This window comes from Robertkochia sediminum, from assembly GCF_016786255.1.
GTDB classification, from domain to species: Bacteria; Bacteroidota; Bacteroidia; order Flavobacteriales; family Flavobacteriaceae; genus Robertkochia; species Robertkochia sediminum.
In genome coordinates this window covers 208,729-231,608 of record NZ_JADMKT010000067.1, presented here as the reverse complement: position 1 = coordinate 231,608, position 22,880 = coordinate 208,729, and the positions used below count along the sequence as shown (strand labels likewise).

At 46.2% G+C, this 22,880-nt stretch carries 17 protein-coding genes; 2 read left to right on the top strand and 15 right to left on the bottom strand.

Annotated features, from left to right (window positions below):
* Window positions 1-26 precede the first annotated feature (26 nt).
* Together IS446_RS03960 and IS446_RS03955 are read right to left on the bottom strand one after the other, a co-directional pair.
* Window positions 27-1,460 carry a DUF5689 domain-containing protein gene (locus tag IS446_RS03960; protein ID WP_203058691.1) on the bottom strand — a complete coding sequence of 478 codons (1,434 nt, stop codon included), beginning with the start codon at window positions 1,458-1,460 and terminating at the stop codon, window positions 27-29.
* Window positions 1,461-1,482: 22 nt separating this feature from the next.
* A complete protein-coding gene (locus tag IS446_RS03955; RefSeq protein WP_203058690.1) occupies window positions 1,483-4,218 on the bottom strand; it encodes a carboxypeptidase-like regulatory domain-containing protein in 2,736 nt (911 codons plus the stop codon).
* Window positions 4,219-4,287: 69 nt separating this feature from the next.
* On the opposite strand from IS446_RS03955, the gene IS446_RS03950 reads away from it, so the two are divergent.
* Window positions 4,288-5,370, top strand: a complete 1,083-nt coding sequence (locus IS446_RS03950; protein ID WP_203058689.1) for an endonuclease/exonuclease/phosphatase family protein — start codon at window positions 4,288-4,290, stop codon at window positions 5,368-5,370.
* Here IS446_RS03950 and IS446_RS03945 read toward each other — a convergent pair.
* The 10 genes from IS446_RS03945 to uvrC form a co-directional block, all read right to left on the bottom strand.
* Window positions 5,323-5,757: a hypothetical protein gene (locus IS446_RS03945; protein ID WP_203058688.1), complete on the bottom strand. Its 435-nt coding sequence runs from the start codon at window positions 5,755-5,757 to the stop codon at window positions 5,323-5,325. The genes IS446_RS03950 and IS446_RS03945 overlap by 48 nt on opposite strands.
* Window positions 5,758-5,854: 97 nt before the next feature.
* Complete coding sequence (locus tag IS446_RS03940) at window positions 5,855-8,500, bottom strand: TonB-dependent receptor (RefSeq protein ID WP_203058687.1); 2,646 nt, start codon at window positions 8,498-8,500, stop codon at window positions 5,855-5,857.
* A gap of 162 nt (window positions 8,501-8,662) precedes the next feature.
* Complete coding sequence (gene pgi, locus IS446_RS03935; protein ID WP_203058686.1) at window positions 8,663-10,303, bottom strand: glucose-6-phosphate isomerase; 1,641 nt, start codon at window positions 10,301-10,303, stop codon at window positions 8,663-8,665.
* 11 nt (window positions 10,304-10,314) lie between these two features.
* The gene (locus IS446_RS03930; protein ID WP_203058685.1) at window positions 10,315-11,616 is read right to left on the bottom strand and encodes a M23 family metallopeptidase; all 1,302 of its coding nucleotides are present in this window, start codon (window positions 11,614-11,616) and stop codon (window positions 10,315-10,317) included.
* Window positions 11,609-12,583 (bottom strand): tryptophan 2,3-dioxygenase family protein, encoded by a 975-nt coding sequence (locus tag IS446_RS03925; RefSeq protein WP_203058684.1) that lies wholly within the window; start codon window positions 12,581-12,583, stop codon window positions 11,609-11,611. The genes IS446_RS03930 and IS446_RS03925 overlap by 8 nt, the downstream gene beginning before the upstream one ends.
* Window positions 12,584-13,384 carry a DUF3108 domain-containing protein gene (locus tag IS446_RS03920; RefSeq protein WP_235996392.1) on the bottom strand — a complete coding sequence of 267 codons (801 nt, stop codon included), beginning with the start codon at window positions 13,382-13,384 and terminating at the stop codon, window positions 12,584-12,586.
* Window positions 13,385-13,680: 296 nt separating this feature from the next.
* Complete coding sequence (gene hppD, locus IS446_RS03915; RefSeq protein ID WP_203058683.1) at window positions 13,681-14,817, bottom strand: 4-hydroxyphenylpyruvate dioxygenase; 1,137 nt, start codon at window positions 14,815-14,817, stop codon at window positions 13,681-13,683.
* A 121-nt stretch (window positions 14,818-14,938) separates the two neighbouring features.
* The gene (locus IS446_RS03910; protein ID WP_203058682.1) at window positions 14,939-16,096 is read right to left on the bottom strand and encodes a homogentisate 1,2-dioxygenase; all 1,158 of its coding nucleotides are present in this window, start codon (window positions 16,094-16,096) and stop codon (window positions 14,939-14,941) included.
* A 65-nt stretch (window positions 16,097-16,161) separates the two neighbouring features.
* Window positions 16,162-18,396, bottom strand: coding sequence for a patatin-like phospholipase family protein (locus tag IS446_RS03905; RefSeq protein WP_203058681.1), 2,235 nt, complete (start codon window positions 18,394-18,396; stop codon window positions 16,162-16,164).
* Between the two features lie 21 nt (window positions 18,397-18,417).
* Window positions 18,418-20,205 (bottom strand): excinuclease ABC subunit UvrC, encoded by a 1,788-nt coding sequence (uvrC, locus tag IS446_RS03900; RefSeq protein WP_203058680.1) that lies wholly within the window; start codon window positions 20,203-20,205, stop codon window positions 18,418-18,420.
* 344 nt (window positions 20,206-20,549) lie between these two features.
* Here uvrC and IS446_RS03895 point away from each other — a divergent pair, with 344 nt between their 5' ends.
* The gene (locus tag IS446_RS03895) at window positions 20,550-21,119 is read left to right on the top strand and encodes a 5-formyltetrahydrofolate cyclo-ligase (protein ID WP_203058841.1); all 570 of its coding nucleotides are present in this window, start codon (window positions 20,550-20,552) and stop codon (window positions 21,117-21,119) included.
* Here IS446_RS03895 and IS446_RS03890 read toward each other — a convergent pair.
* The 3 genes from IS446_RS03890 to IS446_RS03880 form a co-directional block, all read right to left on the bottom strand.
* Window positions 21,116-21,751: a lipoprotein signal peptidase gene (locus IS446_RS03890; protein ID WP_203058679.1), complete on the bottom strand. Its 636-nt coding sequence runs from the start codon at window positions 21,749-21,751 to the stop codon at window positions 21,116-21,118. The two genes, IS446_RS03895 and IS446_RS03890, sit on opposite strands and share 4 nt — an antisense overlap.
* Window positions 21,752-21,819: 68 nt before the next feature.
* Complete coding sequence (locus tag IS446_RS03885; protein ID WP_203058678.1) at window positions 21,820-22,482, bottom strand: hypothetical protein; 663 nt, start codon at window positions 22,480-22,482, stop codon at window positions 21,820-21,822.
* 11 nt (window positions 22,483-22,493) lie between these two features.
* Window positions 22,494-22,880, bottom strand: a complete 387-nt coding sequence (locus IS446_RS03880; RefSeq protein ID WP_203058677.1) for a TraR/DksA family transcriptional regulator — start codon at window positions 22,878-22,880, stop codon at window positions 22,494-22,496.

Here is a 22,880-nt window from a genome sequence, read left to right as displayed (position 1 = left end):
TTCAGCAAGTCCGAACAATTATCCGATCAACTTCCATCATGTACTCCCGGAGTAAGATCGGCGGGAGCATAACGGGGCAGGAAATTGTTACCGTCTGCATTATAGCCCTGATAGACCTCCCATTCAGACAGATCGAAAACAGGGTTTCCCAAGGTCACATGCCCGTGCCTCACTGCTCTCCCATCCATAAAATCGCGATCCGTACCGGTACCATCTTCTCCCGGAACCCCGAACACATCTACCGTTTGCCCCTGAGCATTAACGAGAATCACATTATCGTCTCCGTTACTATCGGCAGCAGTTGCACTTCCTCCGGAGAGGTCCGGGGCAAATCCGTAGATCTCCTCAAAATGTGTCGGGTTGGCTGCGATCACCAAAGTGCTTTTCCCCTTCATTACGACCTGATCGAAGGTGACCACTGTACTGTTTGTAAATTCCGTATTGCCATTGGTATACCTCCTGAGCTCCCAGCCGGAAAGATCTGCGGGTAGATCAGAAGCATTATAAAGCTCTATGAACCGTCCGTTCCCGGAGGTAGTTGTATTCAAAGGATCGGCGAGTTCAGAGATCAGAACACGCCCCTCCTCTGTAGGGACAGGGTCATCCTCCTCCGATCCTGAATCCGCCTGAGATAAACTGCAGTCCAATTCCAGGCCATCGCAACGGCTATCGGTAAGCTGCACTTCCTTAACCGAATTCAAGAGGAGCTGAGGCACACTCCCCCTATATTTAAGAATTCCCTGTACATGACCTGTACCCGAAGGCAACAGGCTGTCACTGAATGCTGAATAGCCACTATTGAGCAACTCCAGTTTCTTTTCGTCACAAGTGTTTAAGGTCCTTATGGTCGTGTGCTGTGGTTCAGCAAAACGCTTGCACAGATCGTCGGTCACGAGTTGCACATCATTAAAACGCACATACATAAAACTGTAGTTACCGTCCAGAGTGTCGGCAGCAACAGATCTTGCAGCGACCTCCTTTACAACCCCACAAGACAACCGGAGGTACTCCTTGGTAACCTGGGCGGGTATTCTACCCAGCGTTGTATTCCCAAAGCTCTCGAGCTTACTCCCCACCTGGAGTCCGCCCTTATGCGGCTTAACATACAAACCTTCAAGACCCAGCAACACCTCAGTTCCCGGCGGATAAAGGAGGTAAGCGTCTCGCAATCCGGTGCGAAGTTCTACCCCCAAAGAGGGGGAAGAAGGATGGTCCTGGAGGTAGATCGCCCCGTAGATATTATCTTCTTTATCACTCGAGGTCACATAGAGCTTTAGGTAAATTGGCTCCTTTATACGGGTCACTTCATTTTGCAGCGTATCGAAGAAGGCGGTTGCTTTCACCGCACTTACTTCCGGAGCTTCGCAGGGAGAAATACTTTCATAATCGTCTCCCGGAACACACCCAGGAAACAAGGATAACCATACCAAAAGGATGGAGTATTTACGTAGGGTTTTCATATTTCCTATAGTCGTCATTATATCAAATAGTAATAGCGAGGTTTATAAAGAAGGTACGACCGGAGCCATACCAGTACTTATTTCCAAAAGAAGGGTCGCCACTAAGGGAATCCCTGTACAGATCCCGGTAATTTGCGGTGCGATGTTGTTCATACCCACCCGTTTCATAAATGGCATTAAAGAGGTTGTTCACACTCAGAAATAAGGACACATACACCGAATTGAACAGCCACGACTTCCCTGCCGTAAGGTCGAGATAGTAAATGGGCTGAAGGCGTTCCTGCTGCAACAGGGAGCCGGCCAACTCCATATCCAGGTCTTCAAAGAGTTCACCTGTATCGGGGTCGGTAAAAAAACTTGCTGTTCTTCGCACCCCAGAGGCCCCGGTAAAGTTCCTGTCGAGATAACTCGCCACAGCACCTACCCACCAGTAATCCGGAGACCGGTACTCGATCCCCACCGAAACGGCCGATTGCGGACCATTAGACACATATAGGTCTTTCATTGTGGCTTTTCCGAGGTCTAAAGCTCCGGTCTCATCGATCACCTCTTCTTCATTAACCGTATTGAAATTGAGGGTGATATCGGGATCAGAGGTATAGCGATAGTCGCCATAAGCTACCACCAGATCGGCCTTTACGCTTGAAGAAAGGTCGTATTCAAGTGACAATTCTGCCCCGAGGTGCCTGCTGTCTACCCCGGTGCGCATCTCTTTAACAAAGGCATTACCCACCCCGCCATCAAGGTAGTAGTAGCTCACCTTATTGACCTCAGAGAATTCCGTGTAAAACAGGGTCGAACGCAACCTTAGAGACCGCAGATCCATGCGATAGCGCAGATCTCCCCCCACAACCTTTTCCGGCCGGGGATCCATGACCGTGGAATGGTTCTCACGAGGATCTGCAAAGATCGCAGTGAGCGGTGGTATCCTATTAATAAAAGCACCATCTGCGAACAGGATATGCCTCCCGTTAAAGCGATAGGACCCTCCGGCCTTTACCGATGTCCCCCAGACCCGAACAGGATCGCCGCCACCAAAAGAAGTCTCCGGATACCGCTCATTCCTGAACAGTCCTTCCCGGATGGTTTGCAGGTAGTCTCCTGCCAGAGTGAGATAGGCCTGCCCCTTCTTAAAGCTGTGCCGGTAACGCACATAACTTCGGGCATTCTGAGAGGTTAACCGGTAGTTGTAGTTAAACCGGTCGCCTTCGTATACCCGGTCCTGCCCATTGAGCTGATTTGCAGTTTCAGAAAAGGGATCTTCGTCCAGATGATACTGAGCCCCCAGCAGATCCCTGAGCAAGGCAAAATGATCGCCTGCTACCTGCTGTCCGTAGACGCCCAAACGCAGCTCCCCGCGGTTCTTCAACCGAAAAAGCACATGGGCATTAACCCCGAATCGATACCCGGAACTTACATCGTCATACAGTACATAGGAAGCCCTGCCATCGGGGTTTCCACTATGATTGATCCTGTACATTTCTACCCAGTTCAATTGAGGATCTTCCATAAAACGCGCTCTCACCAACCTGGCGTTCTCATAATTCACGATACCACTATTCAACTGGAAAGAGGGTAAGTACCGATAATATGCGGGATCGGGATTCGGAGCGTTGAAATACCCCAGCCTCCCGGAACTGCGTTTTCCAAAAGAGTACATAAGTCCCAGGTCCCAATCGGTCTTTACAGACCGGTGCTGATAATTGAGCAGGAGCAAAGGTGTATTATTGCGCTTTACCCTGCTGTTTCTCCGTGTACCTCCCTGATATCCCCAAAACGGATTATAGCGATGTCCCGCCAGTTGGGCCACTTCCCGCGTAAGTGCCGAACGGGAACCTCTGCGCTGAGGCGCATAAAGCGCATTCAACACCAGGGATTCCTTACTGCCCAATCGATATCTCGCGGCCGCATAAAAAGACAGTGCATCGTAAAGCGTACCTTCAACATACCCCTGTTCTGCCCAACGACGAGATACAGAGAAGCTATAAGAAAACCTGCCGGGAAGGTTTCCCGAATTATAAGTCGCCATGAGCCTTCCGCCATAACCCCGGTTAGATGCCGAAGAACTCACCCGCAAGCCCCGCCTGTTGAGATCGGGGTCCAGAACGAACTGTAAGCTTCCCCCAACACTACCCCTACCCATCGCGAAACTGCCAAGACCCGTAGCGAACTCCCTGTTGCGAAACATATCGTTTAATCCGCCCCATAGTCCAAAAGGCGCCCTTCCGTTATCAAGCGAATTCACAGGTATACCATTGATCAATACTTCCCTGTATCGGGAGTCGTACCCGCGGTAACGATAAAAGGCCTGGCTGAAATTAAAGGCGATACGTTTTTCGTAAGGTTCACGAAGTGCACTCAAGGGTGTGAAATCGGCTATCATATCACCCTCTGCAAATACCAGCCCCGTATCAGACAACTCGTCGGTCTCATCGCCTGGATTCACCTTCGATTCCATGGTCACAACCCCTAATTTTAAGGCTTTGTTCGGCGTTAACTCTAAAGGCATTGTCACAGGGCGATACCCCGATAATTCCAGTCGCAATTCATAATTCCCGGGAGGGATATCCCTTAACATAAAGGTTCCGGAACCATCGGTGATGGTGCGTATACGGCAGTCATCGAGGCATACCGAAACCGAAGAGAGCGGTGCCCTGGTACGGTCGTCGACCACCAGGCCACTGAGGGATGAAAAATTAACAGCTAAGATCTTTAACGGGAAGCACAAGCAGGTAAGCCACAAACATATGCGAAACATACCTTACTGAATTGATTACCAAACAAATATAGAGAATATTTTCTATATTTATGCTGAATAATTTCCCATATGCGAACAGTAATCATTCTTATCCTTCTTCATTTATGCTCGTGTTCGAAGGTGTGCAGCCAGGAGACGCGCGAAACGCTTATTGCCTTTTACAATGTAGAAAATCTTTTTTCGCCACACCGTGCTGAACTACCCGAACCATCGAATTCGGTTTACGACCAACCGGAGTGGAACCTTAGGCGATACAACACCAAGATCAGGAACCTGGGGAGGGTGATCAGGTCTCTGGGAGGCCTTCATGAAAAACCCGGGCCAGACCTTCTGGGGGTGGCAGAGGTTGAGAACGCAGGCGTATTGCAAGATCTTATACATCACGATGCCCTTCAGGGTGGAGATTACGAGATCATCCATAAAGATTCTCCCGATCACAGAGGCATCGATGTGGCCCTTTTATACAGGCGATCATCGTTTATACCCCATCACACTGAGACTCATACCCTACGCATGTACCATGAAGAAGGGTACCGCCTATACACCAGGGACCTTTTGGTAGTTAGCGGTTACCTGGGAGAAGAACTCATTCATATTCTCATTAACCACTGGCCTTCACGAAGGGGTGGAAAGGAACAAAGCGCACGACTGAGGTCGCTGGCCGCAAAGCTTAACCGCAGGGCGATAGATTCGATAAAACGGCTGTACAGCGAGCCTTTTCTGATTGCTATGGGCGATTTTAACGACGATCCTACGGACCCCAGCATGTACTACGGCCTAAGAGGAAGAAATAAGGCTTCAGACAGCCTGGAAACGCTTTTTAACCCCATGCTCGAACTATTCAGAAAGGGATACGGCTCGTTGGCCTACAGGGATCGCTGGCATTTATTTGATCAAATATTGCTTTCCGGTAAAAAGTTGGGTAATCAGGAACACTCTTATGCATATAAAAAGGCCGGCATTTTCATGCCGGCCTGGTTAAGGTCTTCAAGGGGTGCTTACCGGGGATACCCGTTAAGAACCTATATTGGCAGAACTTATACCGGCGGATACAGCGATCATTTTCCGGTCTACGTTCTTTTTACTGCTTCTGAACACGACCCTTTAGTCGAACCAAAGGTGGTAGGGGATTCTGGAAAGAATGAGAACTAGCCCCAGACCGTAGAATACGGCGATCTTTTTAAACTTCCCTTTCGATGTAGTTTCCTTTTTATGCTTGCTCCATCCGATAGTGATCAAGGCGATGGCCAGGATATTCACGAAGGGGTGCTCCACCAGGAGCAACCTCAACAAACTATCTCCCATCACTCCACCGGCTTTCCACGCCTCGAAAAGCGGAGTAACGAAATAAAGAATAAGTCCCAACACCAATTGGATATGTGAAAAAATGAGCGCGAAGAGTCCGATACGCAGGTCTTTCGCCATGGTGTATTCCTTATTGGAAGACAATCCGGCTACAGCGTTAATAACGGCTACTACAAGAATGAACAGGGTAAAGTATGCCCAGTACGAGTGTAAGGTATTCAGATAGGTGTACATAGTTGTTAGCGATTTTATATGGTATCAAATGTAAGCATTTTACGTATAAAAAAAGCCCCATCGGTTGATGGGGCCTCTTATTATAGCTTAAAAGCTATTAGAAGTTATAACGAACGCTTACGTTATAGGTAGTTCCGTTTCCGTAGAAGTACCCGAAGTTATCGCGTTGGTTGATATACTCATTATTAAAGAGGTTATAGATGTTTCCTCTCAATACAAGGTCATTTTCTCCAAGGTTGAAGATATATGAAGCTCCGAGGTCGAACAGTGAATAGTTATTCAATTTTTCAGCCTCGTAAGACTCACCATTTCTGGAAGCCTCAACCACATCTTCTACATCAACAAATCCGTAGAGGTTAGCATACCCATTCCAGTCAAGATCAAAGCTAAGCTTGTTAGGCAGCAGGCTGTAAGACACTCCTAGTCCGTAAGACGTTTGTGGCGCCTGACCAACTTTAGTATCAAGAGTTACGGTTTCCTGAGCGATCTCCTCGTTGGTATCATTGTTAAAAATACGCAGTGGAGTCGTTCCGTCGAAGTTCCAGTCACCAGCGGTGAAGTAACCTCTAAACATAAGGTCTACAGAAGGCTTGTATTTCGCATCGATCTCGATACCGGTGTGCACCTGACCGATGTTGCTGAACTGGAAGTTCGCAAATACGATATCTCCGGCAGCATCTTCGTAATCACCGCTTGAAGCGAGGAATCTGTTATCCCACTTGGTGTAGTACCCGTTGATGTTCAATCTGAAGTCTGAAGTCTGGAAGCGGTAACCTCCTTCGAATCCGAAGATCTCTTCATTTTCTACTTCAGGCTCAGCAAGCTCGGTTTGATCACGACGGTTTCCAAAGATGTTATCCAGGAAAGGCTGTCTTGAATACTTACCGGTGTTTACAAATACGGTATGTCCTTCGGTAAAGTTCCATGCAGCACCACCTTTGATATTGTATCCGTCCTTGTTAACGGTAGGCGATTGCTTAGGAGTATCAAAATTAGCACGATCTTCACGCTTATAAGACTGGTTCGAAAGCGACCCCTGAAGGAAGGCAGTAAATCCGCCATTCGCATACTCAACCTGTCCGAAAGCACCCTGATAGTTGATATTCTCAGAGTAGTCATAGTTAATACGCTCTCCCTCATCGGCAAAATCGAATAGGGCAGACCATGGATTAGCTTCAAAAGTAGAAGATACTACATAACCGTCAGGACGGCCACTGATACCATCTTCGATACGTCCGTCAAGACCTAAAAGATCGGTTAGCTGACGGAAGTGATCTCCTTTATAGAAACGGAAATCGGCACCTACATTAAAGGTAAAGTTCTTAAGGGTATCGTAGCTGTAGTTGAATACAGATCCGTACCATGCGTGGTTATTCACAGAAGCTCTAAGCACTGTTCCGTTGAAACCATCACTAAGGTTTCCAGGAAGTCCCGAGTTCGAAGTATTCACGATATAATCCCAATCGATCAGACCGTTCTCAGGATCATAAGCACCTCTTTGAAGCGGATCTGTTCCACCATTAGGATAGTCGATAAAGCGGATACCACCACCGTAATCTCCTGTTCCTCCACCTCTACCAAAAGAAGCATAAACTACTGTAGAGAAGTTAGATTTCTCATTGATGTTCCAGTCCCAGTTAAGGTTCATAACCGGCTTGTGGTAGTAGTTACGACGAAGTGAAAGGTATTCACCATCTCTGAAACCGTAGTTGTTGTTGTATTTCAGACCGTATGCATCATACAGATCAAGGTTCTTAGAGAAGTTCTGATCGTGCCACTGAGGAGCACCGGTGATCAGGAAGTTGAAGTTGTGGTTTCCTGCTTGCTTTCCAACAGAGAAGAAATAGTTCTGACCCTGACCTTTAGTACCGTTAGCCCACTTGCTGTGTGCCTGCCAGTGATCGAAAAGGAAAGAGAATCCCCATCCGTTCTCATTAAGACCTGAGCTGTAAGAAGCTGTAGTCTTGAAGTAACTTCCGTTACCTACCATAAAGCGAGCAAATCCGCCTTCTTGTCTGTCGGTCGCACGGGTAACGATGTTCACCGTACCTCCAACAGAAGAGATCGCAAGTTTAGACGATCCTAAACCACGTTGTACCTGGATCCCGTTAGCGATGTCTGACATCCCTGACCAGTTAGACCAGTACATTCTACCATCTTCCATCCCGTTGATCGGCTGACCATTGAGCAGGTATGCTACGTTTGTCTGGTCAAAACCTCTCACGAACATTTGAGAATCTCCAAATCCACCTGCCTGGTTAGACACGTAAATGTTTGGCGTGTTCTTCATGATCTCAGGAAACTCAACGTTACCTACCGCTTTTTCCTGGATCTCAGCTGCGCTGATGGTTGAAACAGCAATTGGAGTCTTACGATCGCTGGCAAGGTCAATAACACCTGTACCTACAACCACAACACCTTCAAGCTCTTCTGCGTCGGCAGCCAAGCTAATAGTCCCTACATTCGCAGTACCTCCACTTAACGTAAAAGGCACTTCCTGGGTTACGAACCCAATGTAGCTCACCAAAAGTGTTCCTGAATTCGAGTTCACCTCAAGGGAAAACTCTCCGTTAAAATCTGTAGATGCTCCTACGGTCTGACCTTTTACGGTCACGTTGGCTCCCGGCAGAGGCTCATTGAGATCCTTGTCGGTTACCGTACCGGTAACAACACCTTGTGCAAAAACTGAACTGCCCGCGAAGAATACCGCAACCAGTAAGAGAAATTTGTAGAATGTTCTCATTTTTGAATTGTTAGTTTGAATTATAATTGCAAAAATACAATAGTCAGTCTTATGACTAACCGATGCAAAATTAACAAATTATTAAACATAAAAGGCTGACAGTCAATATAAACCATCAGCCATTTTAGTTAAAAAAGTCGCTAAAAAGTCAATATTTTCACATTATTTTTGAAGATATCTCATTATAAGGTTTTCGGTAGATGCGTCGTGCTTCTGGCCGGACTCGCCTGAAAAGTCTTTTAAGATGTTATTTGCCAACTGTTTTCCGAGTTCCACACCCCATTGATCGTAACTGAAAATGTTCCATATCACCCCCTGAACGAAGATCTTATGCTCGTACATGGCGATGAGTGCTCCCAGTGACTGAGGTGTTAACTTATCAATAAGGAAAGTATTGGTAGGACGGTTCCCTTCAAAGATCTTAAACTGGGTAAGTTTTTTTATTTCTGCTTCCGATTTACCCTGAGCCTTCAACTCTGCTACCACCACATCTTTGGCTTTCCCGTTAAGCAAGGCCTCCGTTTGGGCAAAGAAGTTCGACATGAGCTTGTTGTGGTGATCCATATCCCCATGCAGTGGCTCTGCGTAACCGATAAAGTCGGCCGGGATCAATTTAGTCCCCTGGTGGATCAACTGGAAGAACGCGTGCTGTGAATTGGTTCCCGGCTCTCCCCAGATAATGGTCCCGGTCTGGTAAGCCACAGGATTCCCATTACGGTCAACGCTCTTTCCGTTACTCTCCATGATACCTTGTTGCAGGTATGCCGAGAAACGCTGTAAATATTGTGTATAAGGAATAATAGCTTCGGTATCGGCCCCATAGAAATTGTTGTACCACACATTAATAAGTGAGAGTACTACTGGGATATTTCTTTCGAATGGTGTTTCCTTAAAGTGGGTATCCATGGCTCTTGCACCGTCGAGCAGCTTGGCAAAGTTGTCGTAACCTACAGCCAGAGCGATAGAAAGTCCTACTGCACTCCAAAGGGAGAATCGTCCGCCAACCCAGTCCCACATCGGGAATACGTTAGCACTGTCAATTCCGAACTCATCGATCTTTTCAAGATTGGTTGACACCGCAACAAAATGCTTCGCTACATCTTCCGGAGCTGCGGTCTTCAGTAACCAATTCTTAGCAGTAGTCGCATTACTCAGGGTTTCCTGGGTAGTAAAGGTTTTAGAAACCACCACAAAAAGGGTCGTTTCAGGATCAAGTCCCTTTAATGACTCCCATACGTGGTCTCCGTCTACGTTACTGATAAAACGAACATCGAGATGATTCTTGTAATAGGCCAGAGCTTCGGTCACCATCGCAGGGCCGAGGTCAGAACCTCCGATCCCGATATTCACCACATGGGTAAACGCTTTTCCGGTATACCCTTTAAAGGTACCATTGATCACAGCCTCAGAAAATTCCTTGATCTTATTGCGAACCTTATAGATCTCAGGCATTACATTCTCACCGTTCACCATAACCTCTGCATCTTCTGCTGCTCTCAAGGCAGTATGCAATACCGCTCTTCCTTCGGTCTCATTGATCAGGTCTCCTGAAAAATATTTTTCGATAGCATCCTTGAGTTCAGAAGCTGTTGCCAATTCCTGCAGAAGCTCAAGGGTTTCACCGGTAATTCGGTTCTTAGAATAATCTATAAAAAAGTCGTTCCACTCAATGGCCATCTCTTTAGCCCTTGCAGGATCCTCACTAAAGAGGTCGTTCATATGCTTGTCGCTCATCTCCTCGAAATGGGCTTGCAGTTTTTCCCATGCCCCGGTCTTACTGGGGTTTATCGCTTTTAAAGCCATAATATCCTGTGTTATTCGTTTAATGTTATTAATTCCTCATTACCCTGGATCTCCTGTTTTTCCTCAGGAAATTCGAGTAGATCTATACGTTCTCTTATCGGGGCGATATGCTTCAGGTATTCTTCCTTAAGGTCTTCACTAATAGGCTCGGCATCCGGCAGGTCCTGACGGAAAGGATCTACCTGGCGTCCATTCTTCCAAAAGCGGTAACACACGTGAGGGCCTCCGGTATTTCCGGTCATCCCAATGGTCCCGATCACATCGCCTTGTTTTACGAAGTCACCCACTTTCACCAGACGTTTCTGCATGTGCAGGTACTGGGTCGAATAGGTTCCATTGTGCTTGATCTTTACATAATTCCCGTTACCCCCTTTTCTTCTGGACTCGATCACCGTACCGTTGGCGGTGGCAAGAATTGGCGTTCCGATAGGAGCTGCAAAATCTGTTCCTTTATGCGGACGCACCTTGTATCCGTAATAGGCGATACGTCTTTTCAGGTTGTATCTTGATGAGATCCTGCTAAACTGAACAGGGGCTCTCAGGAAGGCCCTCCTCAGGTTTTTTGCATTCTCATCGAAGTAATCTACGATATGCTTGGTCGAATCCACTTCAAAAGGGAAGGCATAGATAGGCTCTCCCTTATGCTCGAAGTAGGCAGCTTTGATCTCTCCCACTCCAACCGGAATGGTATCCTCTACGAACTTTTCGGTAAAGATCACCTTAAAACGATCGCCTTCCTGAATACGGAAAAAGTCGATGGTCCAGGCATAGATATCCGAAAGCTTATACGCGACAAGAATATTCGTATTGTTCTCTACGAAAGCCTCATACAGGGAGCTGTTAATGACTCCCGAAACTTCGCGTTCTACTAATTTCACCGGCTTGCGTTCTTTACGCACCTTGGTAGAATCTGAGAAATCGATCACCACATACTCCACCTTGTTAGGCTCATAGATAAAACATACGGGGCGCTGCAGACTGTCTTCTTTAGAGCACAACAAGGTATAGGGCTTCCCGGCTTGTAAACTAGCTACATTAAAAGAATCTTTAGCCGCTTCTACGATCTGATAGATCTGCGGATACTCCAGCTTGTTGTTTTGTAGAATAGCACCAAAACTGTCGCCTGTCTCAATGGTATCCCGAATCACTTCATATTCCGAAAGGTCATAACCATAGGCTATTTCCGGCTCCGGAATTTCAACAGCTTCTGCTGTCAGGGCATTTTCTCCAAGCCCTTCATCACTTTTAGTTTCACTCTTACATCCTATTGCTGCGAACACCAGCAATATCCCAATCATTACATTCTTAAGCATTGTTCTTTTTGATTTGAGGATTAAAAATATGTTCTACCCATTGTTTTCCCCACTCGTCCTTTTCCTGAGCACTCCATAGCTCAGGGAAAAAGATGACCTTTTGAAAACTGGGCGGCAAGTATTGCTTCCAATTTGTACCACCGGTAGCATCAATGGTGGTTTTATCTTTACTGAGGTGGCGGTATGCCGCCCCCATATGCATGAGATTCCAGTTAATATTGGCATTCTGGTCGAGAGTTCTCATGGCTTTTACCAGGTGTCGGTCTTCACGGATCTCCTTCGGGAGCTTCAGGTATTTTTCATAAAGCGTATTCCCTTTAACCTGGGTAGCTATGCGCATGAACCTCGGCGTATAGCGGTATTCAAACTGTTTTAGCGTCAGGGTCTTTTCTCCCGTTGCAGTGTCTATAGCCCCTTTCTTCCAATAGATATTCTCATAGAGGGTTTCCAGATCGGTGTCCATATCATAGGTGTCGGCAACCGAATTATGCAGAAGATTTTCCAGAGGCGTCGCGTAGATCTCGATCATCCTGAACTGCGCACTTTGAAATCCGCTGGCAGGCAATAATGACATCCGGTACTGCAAAAATTGCTCCCTGTCCATCCCCTTGATCATAATATCGAAAGAAGAAATAAGCGTGCGGTAGTAATTATTGATCCTTTCGATCCTGGAGGCTAGGAACTTCACATCCTGCATCTTGTGATCGATGAGCTGTTTTTGCTCATGGATGATCAGTTTAAAGTAGAGCTCTGTGATCTGGTGGTACATGATGAAGATCTCTTCATCGGGAAAGTGGGTCTTAGGCACCTGCAAGCTCAGCAAGGTGTCTAAATGTATATAGTCCCAGTACGTAAGGTACCGGTCGTGTAATAATCCGTCGAGGTAAGATCCCAGGTCCTGCCCGGAATTCTTGTATTTCTCTTCGAGTAACTTAATACGTTTCTCAATATCAGGCGATATTGCCATCTACATCAGTATTTTAAATTGATACTTGAGCCCTTTAAAGGCATCCAGATCGGCCTTAAGCGAACCGATCACCAGATCGGCCTTGATACGCACCGGCACTTTGTTATCATCATCAGACACCCAAAGAGTAAGACTTTCTTCCTCCTTGAACACCCTTCCGGAATATACGTAAGGCCTGAACTTCAAACATTGTACATTTCCGAACTTGGTCTCAACAACCTCTCTGCCGAGAAACTTCAATTTGAACTTAAACACCTCATCTTCATCATAAAGAAGATCAAGAGAGATCTCTTCTCCTACGACCAGGTCCTTGGATTCATAATTATTCCTAAGATAGTAGAACCCCGACAATAGGTCCTGAATACCTTCCGAGGTCTGGATCGTCTTTTGCTTCCCGTGTTTCCTGTTTATGATCAGGGCTTCGTTTGTCTTATGATCAAAATCAATGAGCAGATCTTTGGTGTATCCTCCTTCATCGATCTTTCGTATGAAGCGGTAAGGCTTTCCCGATCGCTTATCAAAATAGGTTTCGTAAAGGTCGTCTACTTTAAAGAACCAACGGGCCAATCCCGTGGTACTACCTTCCCCTACGACATGAAATACCTCTTTGCCTTTGAACTCTTCTTCTGTGAGCGATAGGGTTGCATAACTCGCATTGAGGAATCCGTAATGGATGCGAAAGCGAAACCATTCACCGGATTCAAAAGTATTAGTCCCGTACTCCGATGGTTCTTCTACAGCAAAGCCGGTGGAGAAAAGGAGCAATACCACTAACATACTATATCGCAGGTATCTAAACATGGTGCAAAAATAAAAAATTCAGTAACATACTTATGCTAACGGAGTACTAAACAATTATTATTCCAAAGGGCAAAAAAAAAGCCCGGCATAACGCCAGGCTTCCATTAACCAACCAAAAACTTTAAATTATGAAAACTTTACTTAAAGTCAGCAAAAGGGCACCACCCGCTTTTGCGAGGGCAAATATACTACAGGTTTCCAGATGCAAAAGCGACAAAATAAAGTTTAACTGTTTTAGCAGTTTCTGGTTAACGTTCGGGTCAAAAAGTTGCCGAATCGTCAATTATTTTAATTTTTTACAGTGTTCCTCTCAATTCCTGCTCTCTTTCAATGGCTTCAAAAAGGGCTTTAAAGTTCCCTTTTCCAAAAGATTGAGCCCCTTTTCGCTGAATGATCTCAAAAAACATGGTCGGTCTGTCGAGAACCGGCTTGGTAAAAAGCTGTAAAAGATACCCCTCATCATCGCGGTCGATCAGGATCCCAAGCTCTTTTAGTGGCTCCAGATCTTCGTCGATCTCTCCCACACGATCCAGCACCGTATCGTAATAGGTCTCAGGAACATACAAAAATTCTACACCTCGAGCCTTTAATTGCTTTACGGTTTCTATAATATTATCGGTAGCCACGGCGATATGCTGCACTCCGGCACCGTTGTAAAAATCGATATACTCTTCGATCTGTGATTTCTTGCGTCCCTCTGCAGGTTCGTTAATCGGGAACTTGATCCTTCCATTCCCGTTGCTCATCACCTTACTCATAAGGGCTGTATATTCTGTAGAGATATCCTTATCGTCGAAAGACACCAACTGGGCGAAGCCCATTACCTTGGCATAGAATTCACACCATTTATTCATTTCGTTCCAGCCCACATTCCCTACCATATGGTCAATGTATTTTAGTCCTAATGGCTCAGGCTTAAAATCGGGATCCCACTTTTTAAATCCGGGCATAAAAGGCCCCTTGTAATTTTTACGCTCTACGAAAATATGCACGGTCTCACCATAGGTATGGATCCCGGAGAGCGTTACCTCTCCCTGCTCATCGCTAATGGTCTTAGGCTCCATATAACTTTCGGCCCCGCGCTTTACGGTCTCGTGGTAGCTTTTGGTGGCATCGTCTACCCATAGGGCTACCACCTTAACACCATCACCGTGTTTTTCGATATGACGGTTCACCTCACCTCCCTGCTGCAGGGGCGAAGTAAGCACCAGACGTATCTTATCTTGTTGCAGCACGTAAGACACACGGTCTTTAACACCGGTTTCCAGTCCGGCAAAGGCCACAGGCTGAAAGCCCCATGCCGATTGGTAATAATGTGCTGCCTGTTTGGCATTACCTACGTAAAGTTCTACGTAATCGGTTCCAAGAATAGGCAGGAAGTCTTCTGCTCCTTCCACCTCTTTATTCAGATCATAAGTTGTATTCGTTGACATTGTTTTCTCATTTAACAGGTTAGTATTCATCGCTTGTTTATGTTGTTGATGAACAACTCACCACATTGCTCGCAGATGCGGGGTAATATCTATTCTTCTGTCTAACATAAGTTTCTTCTCTTTATTCTAACCACGAACGGTAATAATCACCATCTGAGATGGCCATAGCCTCTTCCGTAACCATAAGGGGTTTAAAGGTGTCTACCATTACCGCGAGCTCTTCGGTCTTTTCCTTACCGATACTGCGCTCTACAGCTCCCGGATGCGGGCCGTGAGGAATTCCTGCAGGGTGCAGGGATATATGTCCGGCTTCGATATCGTTACGGCTCATAAAATCGCCATCGACATAATAGAGCACCTCGTCAGAATCAATATTACTGTGATTGTATGGCGCCGGGATCGATTCCGGGTGATAGTCGTACAGTCGGGGAACAAAACTACACACCACAAAGGCATCGGTCTCAAAGGTCTGATGCACCGGTGGCGGTTGGTGAATTCTTCCCGTTATAGGCTCAAAATCGTGAATACTGAACGCATACGGAAAATTAAATCCGTCGTATCCCACCACATCAAAAGGGTGCGTGGCATACACCATATCAAAGACCGCATTCTGCTTTTTCACCTTCATCAGGAAATCGCCCTTCTCATCGATAGTTTCCAGGGTTTCCGGAGCTCTCAGGTCGCGTTCGCAAAAAGGCGAGTGCTCGAGAAGCTGCCCGAACCAGTTTCGGTAGCGTTTGGGCGTATAGATCGGACGCCTCGACTCTACGATAAACAGTCGGTTTTCGTCACTATCAAAATCGATCTGGTAGATCACTCCCCGGGGCACCAGTAAATAGTCGCCGTATTTAAAATCGATATTCCCGAGCATGGTACGCAGGGTTCCGCTACCCTTGTGAATAAAGATGAGCTCATCGGCATCGGTGTTCTTATAGAAATAGTCTTTCAACGATTTGCGCGGAGCAGCCAGGATAATGGTACAATCGCTATTGGTAAGCACAGCCTTACGGCTATCAAGATAATCGTCTTCGGGTTTCACTTTAAATCCGTGAAAACGGAACGACTGCATATTGTTTTCAATAGCCACTTTCGGGGTCACATCTTTTTTCCCTTTGATCTCTTTTACCTGTGTAGGCCGGTGTACATGATACAAATTGGTAGACATCCCGTCAAAGCCAATGGTTCCGAACAGTTGTTCGTAATAGAGCGAACCGTCTGGTTTGCGGAAAATGGTATGACGTTTATGCGGGATCTTACCCAATTTATGATAGAAAGGCATAACTCAAACGTTTGAATTTTTGACAAATATCGTAATTATTGTCGGGGAATTACAACAAGGAAATCTTAAAACCGGTACCCGATACTAAACATCCAGAAACCGTTGGAACCTTCAGGGGACCAATTGTACATGATCTCTGCAGGCCCCACCAGAGATTCGAATCCATATCCGGCAGCATATCCTATATAATCAGGAAGAGTCCACCACTCGCCATTTTCGAAGATGCCGTTCCCGGCATTTGCAATATTAGCCGTAAAGTTCAGGTGGTGACTCCCGGTAAAATTCCAGTCGGTCTTAAAGGTTGCCTTAACATAGCTATCGCCCCCAAAGCTCAAAAAATCGTACCCTACGAATTCTGTCAGGTTATTGATGAAGGCTGCGCCATAGCCCCCTAAAACAAAATCCAGGGAGTTAACGTCGGCGCTTCCGAGGCTAAATCCACCTTCAGTAGAAAGATTTAGCGCCCAATTATGCGTAATGGGTAAGGCAAAACCTCCCTTGGCCTTTGCGATCGAAAAACTGTTCGTATCCTCAAACTCCAATCCGGTCACGACCATGTACAGATGAAAATCGGCATCAAAGAATACGCCTCTTGTTGGAAAATACAGGTCGTCCAGGGTATCCAGCTTTAGAAATCCGTAACCACTAAGGTAATTCGAATTATCCAGATCAACCGATTGCCCTTGGCGTGCCGCTACGGTTTCCGAACGTATGCGCAACCATTTATGCTCCAGTCCGAGACCAAAAACGAATTCTTCTCCCCAGTTGGTCTGCACGTAGATCTGGTTGGTAAGATCTGCAAGCTTGATATCCAATTTATTGACCTCCGGAAGATCGACACCGGTCTCCCGGGTAACGAATTCAAAATCGACATCTTTCTCGAAGGTGTTGAACCGGGAGCGAACACCGAGACTCCAGTAACTCCCCTTATCGAGGTAGTAATTAAAATTATACCTCACCTGGTCTCCCACCACAAAGTCAAGAGAGACCACATCGTCATACAACAGGAAATGCTTACGCGTTAAATTCACCAAACCACCGGTATTGTAAAGTCCGTCGTAATGAATTCCCAAACGCAGAAAGCTTTTGGTAGCATCTTCCTGCAATTGCAATTCCATATCATACCGGCCTTCTTTAGCCGCGGGCCTTAAAACATATTTTATACTGCTGAAATTCTCTGTCGCTTCCAGATTACTAAACCCTTGTTCCAGCTCATCAAAGCTGGTAACCTCATTGATCTCATATCGCAGCTTACCTTTTATATAGCGTCTTGAATACTGTTGATTCCCGGAGATCTCCACACTATTCAACACAAAATCATTCTTTATTTCGGGAAATGCCTCCTGCTTCTTTTTGGGAGCCTGCAAAGCACTTAGGCTATCAAGGGCATTTCGCTTGCGCTCCCCGGCAAGATAGCCCTGGTCAATGATGTCTGAAGCCTCATCGAAGGAGATCACCGAGTAATCTGTAATATCAGGCTTGATGTAAATATCGGTTGAATCTCTTTTGTTTACCATTCCCCTAACGGTGCGGTAATTATTGATCTGAAGCAATACCTGGGTGGCAGACCTTAACTCTTCTTTGGTCTTTAGCGCATCCTGTACATCGACCCCAATAATGACGTTGGCTCCCATCGCTCTAACCTCCTCAATAGGATAGTTGTTTACCACCCCACCATCGATCAGGGTACGATCACCTATGCGCACTGGCTCAAAAAGCGAAGGAAATGCCCCGGAAGCACTAATGCAGAGCGGCAAATAGCCGTTATCTAACTTGACCATATCTCCGGTCTCCACATCGGTCGCCATACAGAAAAAGGGAATGGGAAGATCGTTAAAGTCTTCGACGTCACTCACGTGAAAAAGAAGACGCGAAAATTCGTTGTATACCCGTTGACCACTGGTGATCGAAGAAGGCACGGAAACCTTAAAATCGTCAAAAGGAAGGCTTAGGGCATAGCGTTCATCCTTTTTCTTCTCGTAAAAGCTCATGGAGCCACGGGGGATCTCCCCCTGTATAAGCGATTGGATATCGGTATTCCTGAAGATCGAATCGAGGGCCTGTGCAGAATACCCACTGGCATATAATGCCCCAACAATAGCCCCCATCGAGGTTCCACCAATAAAATCAATGCGAACACCGGCTTCTTCAATGGCTCTTAGCGCCCCGATATGGGCAAGCCCTTTGGCTCCCCCACCACTTAAAACAAGGCCAACCTTTATACTGTCCCTACTCTCGCTCTGTGAGAACAACAAATAAGGAGATACGAAAAGGATAAAAAGTATAATCCATGACCTCATGCCCTAAAGATACTGCGAATTTTAGTGAAAAGCTTTGTATATTTTCGATGCTTTTGAAGGACCTACCACGGCTGTCAATGATTCAAGGGAAGCTTCTCTGACTCTTTTTACCGACTTGAATTTGGTTAACAATTGGGCTACTGTCTTAGACCCCACGCCATCTATACGTTCAAGTTCGGAATCTATTGCTGCCTTAGCCCTCTTCTTTCGATGAAAAGTGATGCCAAATCGGTGTGCCTCATTTCTGAGGTGCTGTACGATCTTCAGGGTTTCCGACCGTTTATCAAGGTACATAGGCACAGGATCGTCGGGGTAGTAGATCTCTTCGAGCCTTTTAGCGATGCCAATAATAGCTATTCGTCCGCGCAATCCAAGTCTTTCGAGGCTTTTTAAGGCAGAATTAAGTTGCCCCTTTCCTCCATCGATAACAATAAGCTGAGGGAGATCGAGGTCTTCTTCCAGCATCCTGCTATACCTTCTGTGCACCACTTCTTCCATAGAGGCATAGTCATCGGGGCCTTCCACGGTCTTGATATTAAAATGACGGTATTCCTTTTTGGCCGGTTTCCCATCTCTGAAGACTACACAGGCAGCCACGGGGTTTGTACCCTGGATATTCGAATTATCGAAGCATTCAATATGCCTGGGCTCAAAGGGAAGGCGCAGATCTTTCTTCATTTGCTCCATGATACGCTTGGTATGCCTGTCCGGATCGGTAATTCTGATCTGCTTGAACTTTTCCTGTCTGTAAAGCTTGGCATTGCGTTCAGACAATTCCACGATGCGTTTCTTATCACCCAGTTTAGGTACGGTCACCTTGATACCTTCTCCTACCTCTACCGGAAACGGGGTGTAGATCTCGGGCGAATTGGAATGAAACTTCCGCCTCATATCGGTGATCGCCAACTCCAGCAATTCCCTGTCAGATTCATCGAGCTTCTTTTTGATCTCCACCGTATGTGCCCTGATGATCGCCCCATAGGAGAGTTGCAAAAAATTAACATAGGCAAACCCCTCATCAGAAATGATACTGAATACATCGACATTACTTATCTTCGGATTCACAACGGTTGACTTCACCTGGTAATTTTCCAACACCTCGATCTTTTCCTTGATCTTCTGAGCATCTTCAAATCGCATTTCACTGGCATAGGAATTCATGAGCTTTCGAAAATGCCCCAGGGAATCTTTAAAATCGCCCTTAATGATCTTCCTGATCTCTTCGATCTGCCTGTTATAGGCAGCTTCCGATTGCAAATTCTCACAAGGACCAAGACAATTGCCCAGGTGATACTCCAAACACACCCTGTATTTCCCGGAGCTCACCTTTTCTGCAGAGAGGTCGTAATTACAGGTTCGTATACTATAGAGGCCTTTGATCAGGTCGAGCAAGGTGCGAATGGTCTTCACACTGGTATAGGGACCAAAATATTCCGACCCGTCCCTGATCACCCTCCGCGTTTGAAATATCCTTGGGAAACGCTCGTTTTTGATGCATATCCAGGGATAGGTCTTGTCGTCTTTCAGCATGACATTATACCGCGGCTGGTACTTTTTGATCAGGTTGTTCTCCAGCAATAAGGCATCGGTCTCTGTAGGAACGACCACATGCCTGAGCGAACGGATCTTTTTCACCAGCACCCTCGTTTTCCCGTGATCGTGAGTTTTCTGAAAATACGAAGACACCCTTCGCTTCAGGTTCTTAGCCTTCCCAACATAGAGCAATTTGTCGTCCTTGTCGTAAAACTGATACACCCCCGGACTATCGGGGAGTGTTTTAACCTGAAGATCTAAATTCGTCTCTGACATGTAATTTTCTATCCTTAACTATGACCGGCCATCTTGTTCAGCAGGTGTATAAAGTTAATACCTTAGCGGGAATAGGCTTTATAATTTATGAAATTACCAAAAACATCGCCGGGAGCAACCCGTTCTTGCCTTCGGGAAGAAATAGTCATTTTTACACACTAAGTCATTTGACTACAGTACATTACATGCCAAACTCAAATCCCATTCATCTGACAAGGCAGGCACATCTTCCAAAACTCAGTGACATATAGGATCAAAACGCTTACATTCGATAAACATTTCACAAGAAGGCGTGCGTAATACTACCGTCTTCTATGAATCACGCTGAACAGCTTATTGCGATCATGAACAAAACCGATCTCAGAACACTCTATAAGGAGAAGCGAGGCAAAATGGACCAGGACACCATCGAAGACCTAAGCCTGGCACTAGCCAACAAGGCCCTAAAAGCTCCCATTTGGCAATTTAACACCTATCATTTGTTTCTGCCTATAGCCCGGCACAAGGAGGTTGACACCTCTTTCCTTCTAAGTGCCCTTCAAGGCAAGGATAAGGATGTGGTGATCTCCAGGTCTGATTTCAGCGACGGAAGCATGCGCCATTTCTTACTCACCGAAGACACCGCGATCAGGGTGAACTCCTATGGCATTCCCGAACCGCAATCCGGGCCTGAAGTACAGGCCGATACACTCGATGTGGTCTTTATCCCCTTACTGGCTTACGACCGCCAAGGGAACAGGGTTGGATATGGAAAGGGATTCTACGACAGGTTTCTGGCGAATTGTCCGGAGCACACGATCAAGGCCGGACTTTCATTCTTCCCTCCCTGTAGCGCCATAGACGATGTAGCCGGGCAGGATATTGCGCTCGACATGTGTATTACCCCCGAAGAGATCTATGATTTCAGAGATTAAGGCTCCAGTGCCTCGTGTTGTTTTGGAAAGGCCTTTTTATTGAATACGATCAAAATACCCACCCCGATACTAATTGCAGCATCTGCAATATTAAAGACGGGCTCAAAGAATCGAAAATTACTTCCACCCAGTACCGGCACCCAATCAGGCCAAACGGTATCGAAAAGAGGAAAATGAAGCATATCGACCACCTTCCCTTTCAACAAACTGCCGTAAGGTTCATCTGCGAATAAGGTAGCTACTTGTCCGTAACTGTCGTTGAAAATAACACCGTAAAAAACAGAATCGATAATATTACCAAGGGCACCTGCAAAGATCAGGGCAATGGCGAGGATCAGGGTAGGCGTCCCTTTTTTCTTCACCGTATCCCAAAGCCAGTATCCGATACCGCCAATTGCGAAGATCCTGAAGATGGTCAATACGAGTTTTCCGGTACTATCAGAGATCGCAGGTACGATATCGCTGAGTTTGGTTCCCCAGGCAGCACCTTCGTTTTCGATAAATAAGATCTTGAACCAACTAAAAACTTCGGTATACTCTCCTAATACATAGTGGGTTTTGATGTATATTTTTGACAACTGGTCTATAAGAATGACCAGGAAGATCACTAATCCGGCTTTTTTTAACGACATTTTATTTCAGTTCGATTTCAGATTATTCAGGGCGTTTGACGATTCAAAGGCCCTCAAAAATAAGAATATTATTCGTGTTTGTTCATGTAAATATCACCACTTACCGATCGAAGGATCAGGGTCGATCTACCCTCTGGAAGTGCCCCTCTGTAAACATGCCCATAGGATGAAGTGGCCGAAACGAAACCTGCGCATTGAGACGCTTTGATCATACCTCCCGTAGTTCTTACATGTATCATGCCCTCCGGCCTGTTAAGCACGACCGGACCTTTGGCTGTACGCAGCTGCAGATCTTCAAAGTATCCTGTAGCCACCACCCGGGTCGAGAGCCCGGCAAGGGAAACCATAAGGTGACGGGGAACCTTTAATTTAAGGCGCACCGACAACACCTTATGAGCACTTAGCTTATCGTTCGGGTCTTCGAAAGTTGGCAGAAAAAGTCCTCTGAGAAAAAGGGTACTCCCTTCTGTTTTGACACCCAGGGTCATTTCCTGTTGGTATTCACCTTCTATAGCCACTTCTGCCTGCAACAGATCTCCGGCGCTTTCTTCAAGAATAACCTCAAAGATCTTTTCGGCGTCGATCTCGAGCTTGGTGAGGGTGGTGGCGTCAAAGGTTCTCACCGATCGCTTTTGAGCCTTCAGTTCCGCCCCTCCGAGGAGCAGGATAGCGACCGTGGCTATGGCCATAAAAAAACGCCCTTTGAAAGGGCGTAATCCTTTATACGGCATAGTAACGTGTATTATCTCTTTTGCATGTTCTTTGCAGCGATACTCAGAGTAGCGTGTGGAACCAGCTTCAGGCGCTCCTTGTTGATAAGGTTACCTGTAACACGGCAAATACCATAGGTTTTGTTCTCGATACGCACAAGGGCGTTCTTAAGGTCACGAATAAACTTCTCTTGTCTTAATGCAAGTTGGGTGTTCGCCTCACGGCTCATAGTTTCCGACCCCTCTTCAAAAGCCTTAAAGGTTGGTGAAGTATCGTCGGTACCATTATTACCATCATTCTTATAAGAACTTCTGAGCAGCTCCAGATCTTGCTTAGCCTTCTCGATCTTATTTTCAATAAGCACTCTGAATTCTTCCAGGTCCTTATCCGAATATCTAACTTTTATATCGGCATCCAT

Coding starts and splice junctions, on each gene's coding strand:
- IS446_RS03960 (WP_203058691.1), bottom strand. CDS start 1,460: ATGAAAACCCTACGTAAATACTCCATCCTTTTGGTATGGTTATCCTTG.
- IS446_RS03955 (WP_203058690.1), bottom strand. CDS start 4,218: ATGTTTCGCATATGTTTGTGGCTTACCTGCTTGTGCTTCCCGTTAAAG.
- IS446_RS03950 (WP_203058689.1), top strand. CDS start 4,288: ATGCGAACAGTAATCATTCTTATCCTTCTTCATTTATGCTCGTGTTCG.
- IS446_RS03945 (WP_203058688.1), bottom strand. CDS start 5,757: ATGTACACCTATCTGAATACCTTACACTCGTACTGGGCATACTTTACC.
- IS446_RS03940 (WP_203058687.1), bottom strand. CDS start 8,500: ATGAGAACATTCTACAAATTTCTCTTACTGGTTGCGGTATTCTTCGCG.
- pgi (WP_203058686.1), bottom strand. CDS start 10,303: ATGGCTTTAAAAGCGATAAACCCCAGTAAGACCGGGGCATGGGAAAAA.
- IS446_RS03930 (WP_203058685.1), bottom strand. CDS start 11,616: ATGCTTAAGAATGTAATGATTGGGATATTGCTGGTGTTCGCAGCAATA.
- IS446_RS03925 (WP_203058684.1), bottom strand. CDS start 12,583: ATGGCAATATCGCCTGATATTGAGAAACGTATTAAGTTACTCGAAGAG.
- IS446_RS03920 (WP_235996392.1), bottom strand. CDS start 13,384: ATGTTTAGATACCTGCGATATAGTATGTTAGTGGTATTGCTCCTTTTC.
- hppD (WP_203058683.1), bottom strand. CDS start 14,817: ATGTCAACGAATACAACTTATGATCTGAATAAAGAGGTGGAAGGAGCA.
- IS446_RS03910 (WP_203058682.1), bottom strand. CDS start 16,096: ATGCCTTTCTATCATAAATTGGGTAAGATCCCGCATAAACGTCATACC.
- IS446_RS03905 (WP_203058681.1), bottom strand. CDS start 18,396: ATGAGGTCATGGATTATACTTTTTATCCTTTTCGTATCTCCTTATTTG.
- uvrC (WP_203058680.1), bottom strand. CDS start 20,205: ATGTCAGAGACGAATTTAGATCTTCAGGTTAAAACACTCCCCGATAGT.
- IS446_RS03895 (WP_203058841.1), top strand. CDS start 20,550: ATGAACAAAACCGATCTCAGAACACTCTATAAGGAGAAGCGAGGCAAA.
- IS446_RS03890 (WP_203058679.1), bottom strand. CDS start 21,751: ATGTCGTTAAAAAAAGCCGGATTAGTGATCTTCCTGGTCATTCTTATA.
- IS446_RS03885 (WP_203058678.1), bottom strand. CDS start 22,482: ATGCCGTATAAAGGATTACGCCCTTTCAAAGGGCGTTTTTTTATGGCC.
- IS446_RS03880 (WP_203058677.1), bottom strand. CDS start 22,880: ATGGATGCCGATATAAAAGTTAGATATTCGGATAAGGACCTGGAAGAA.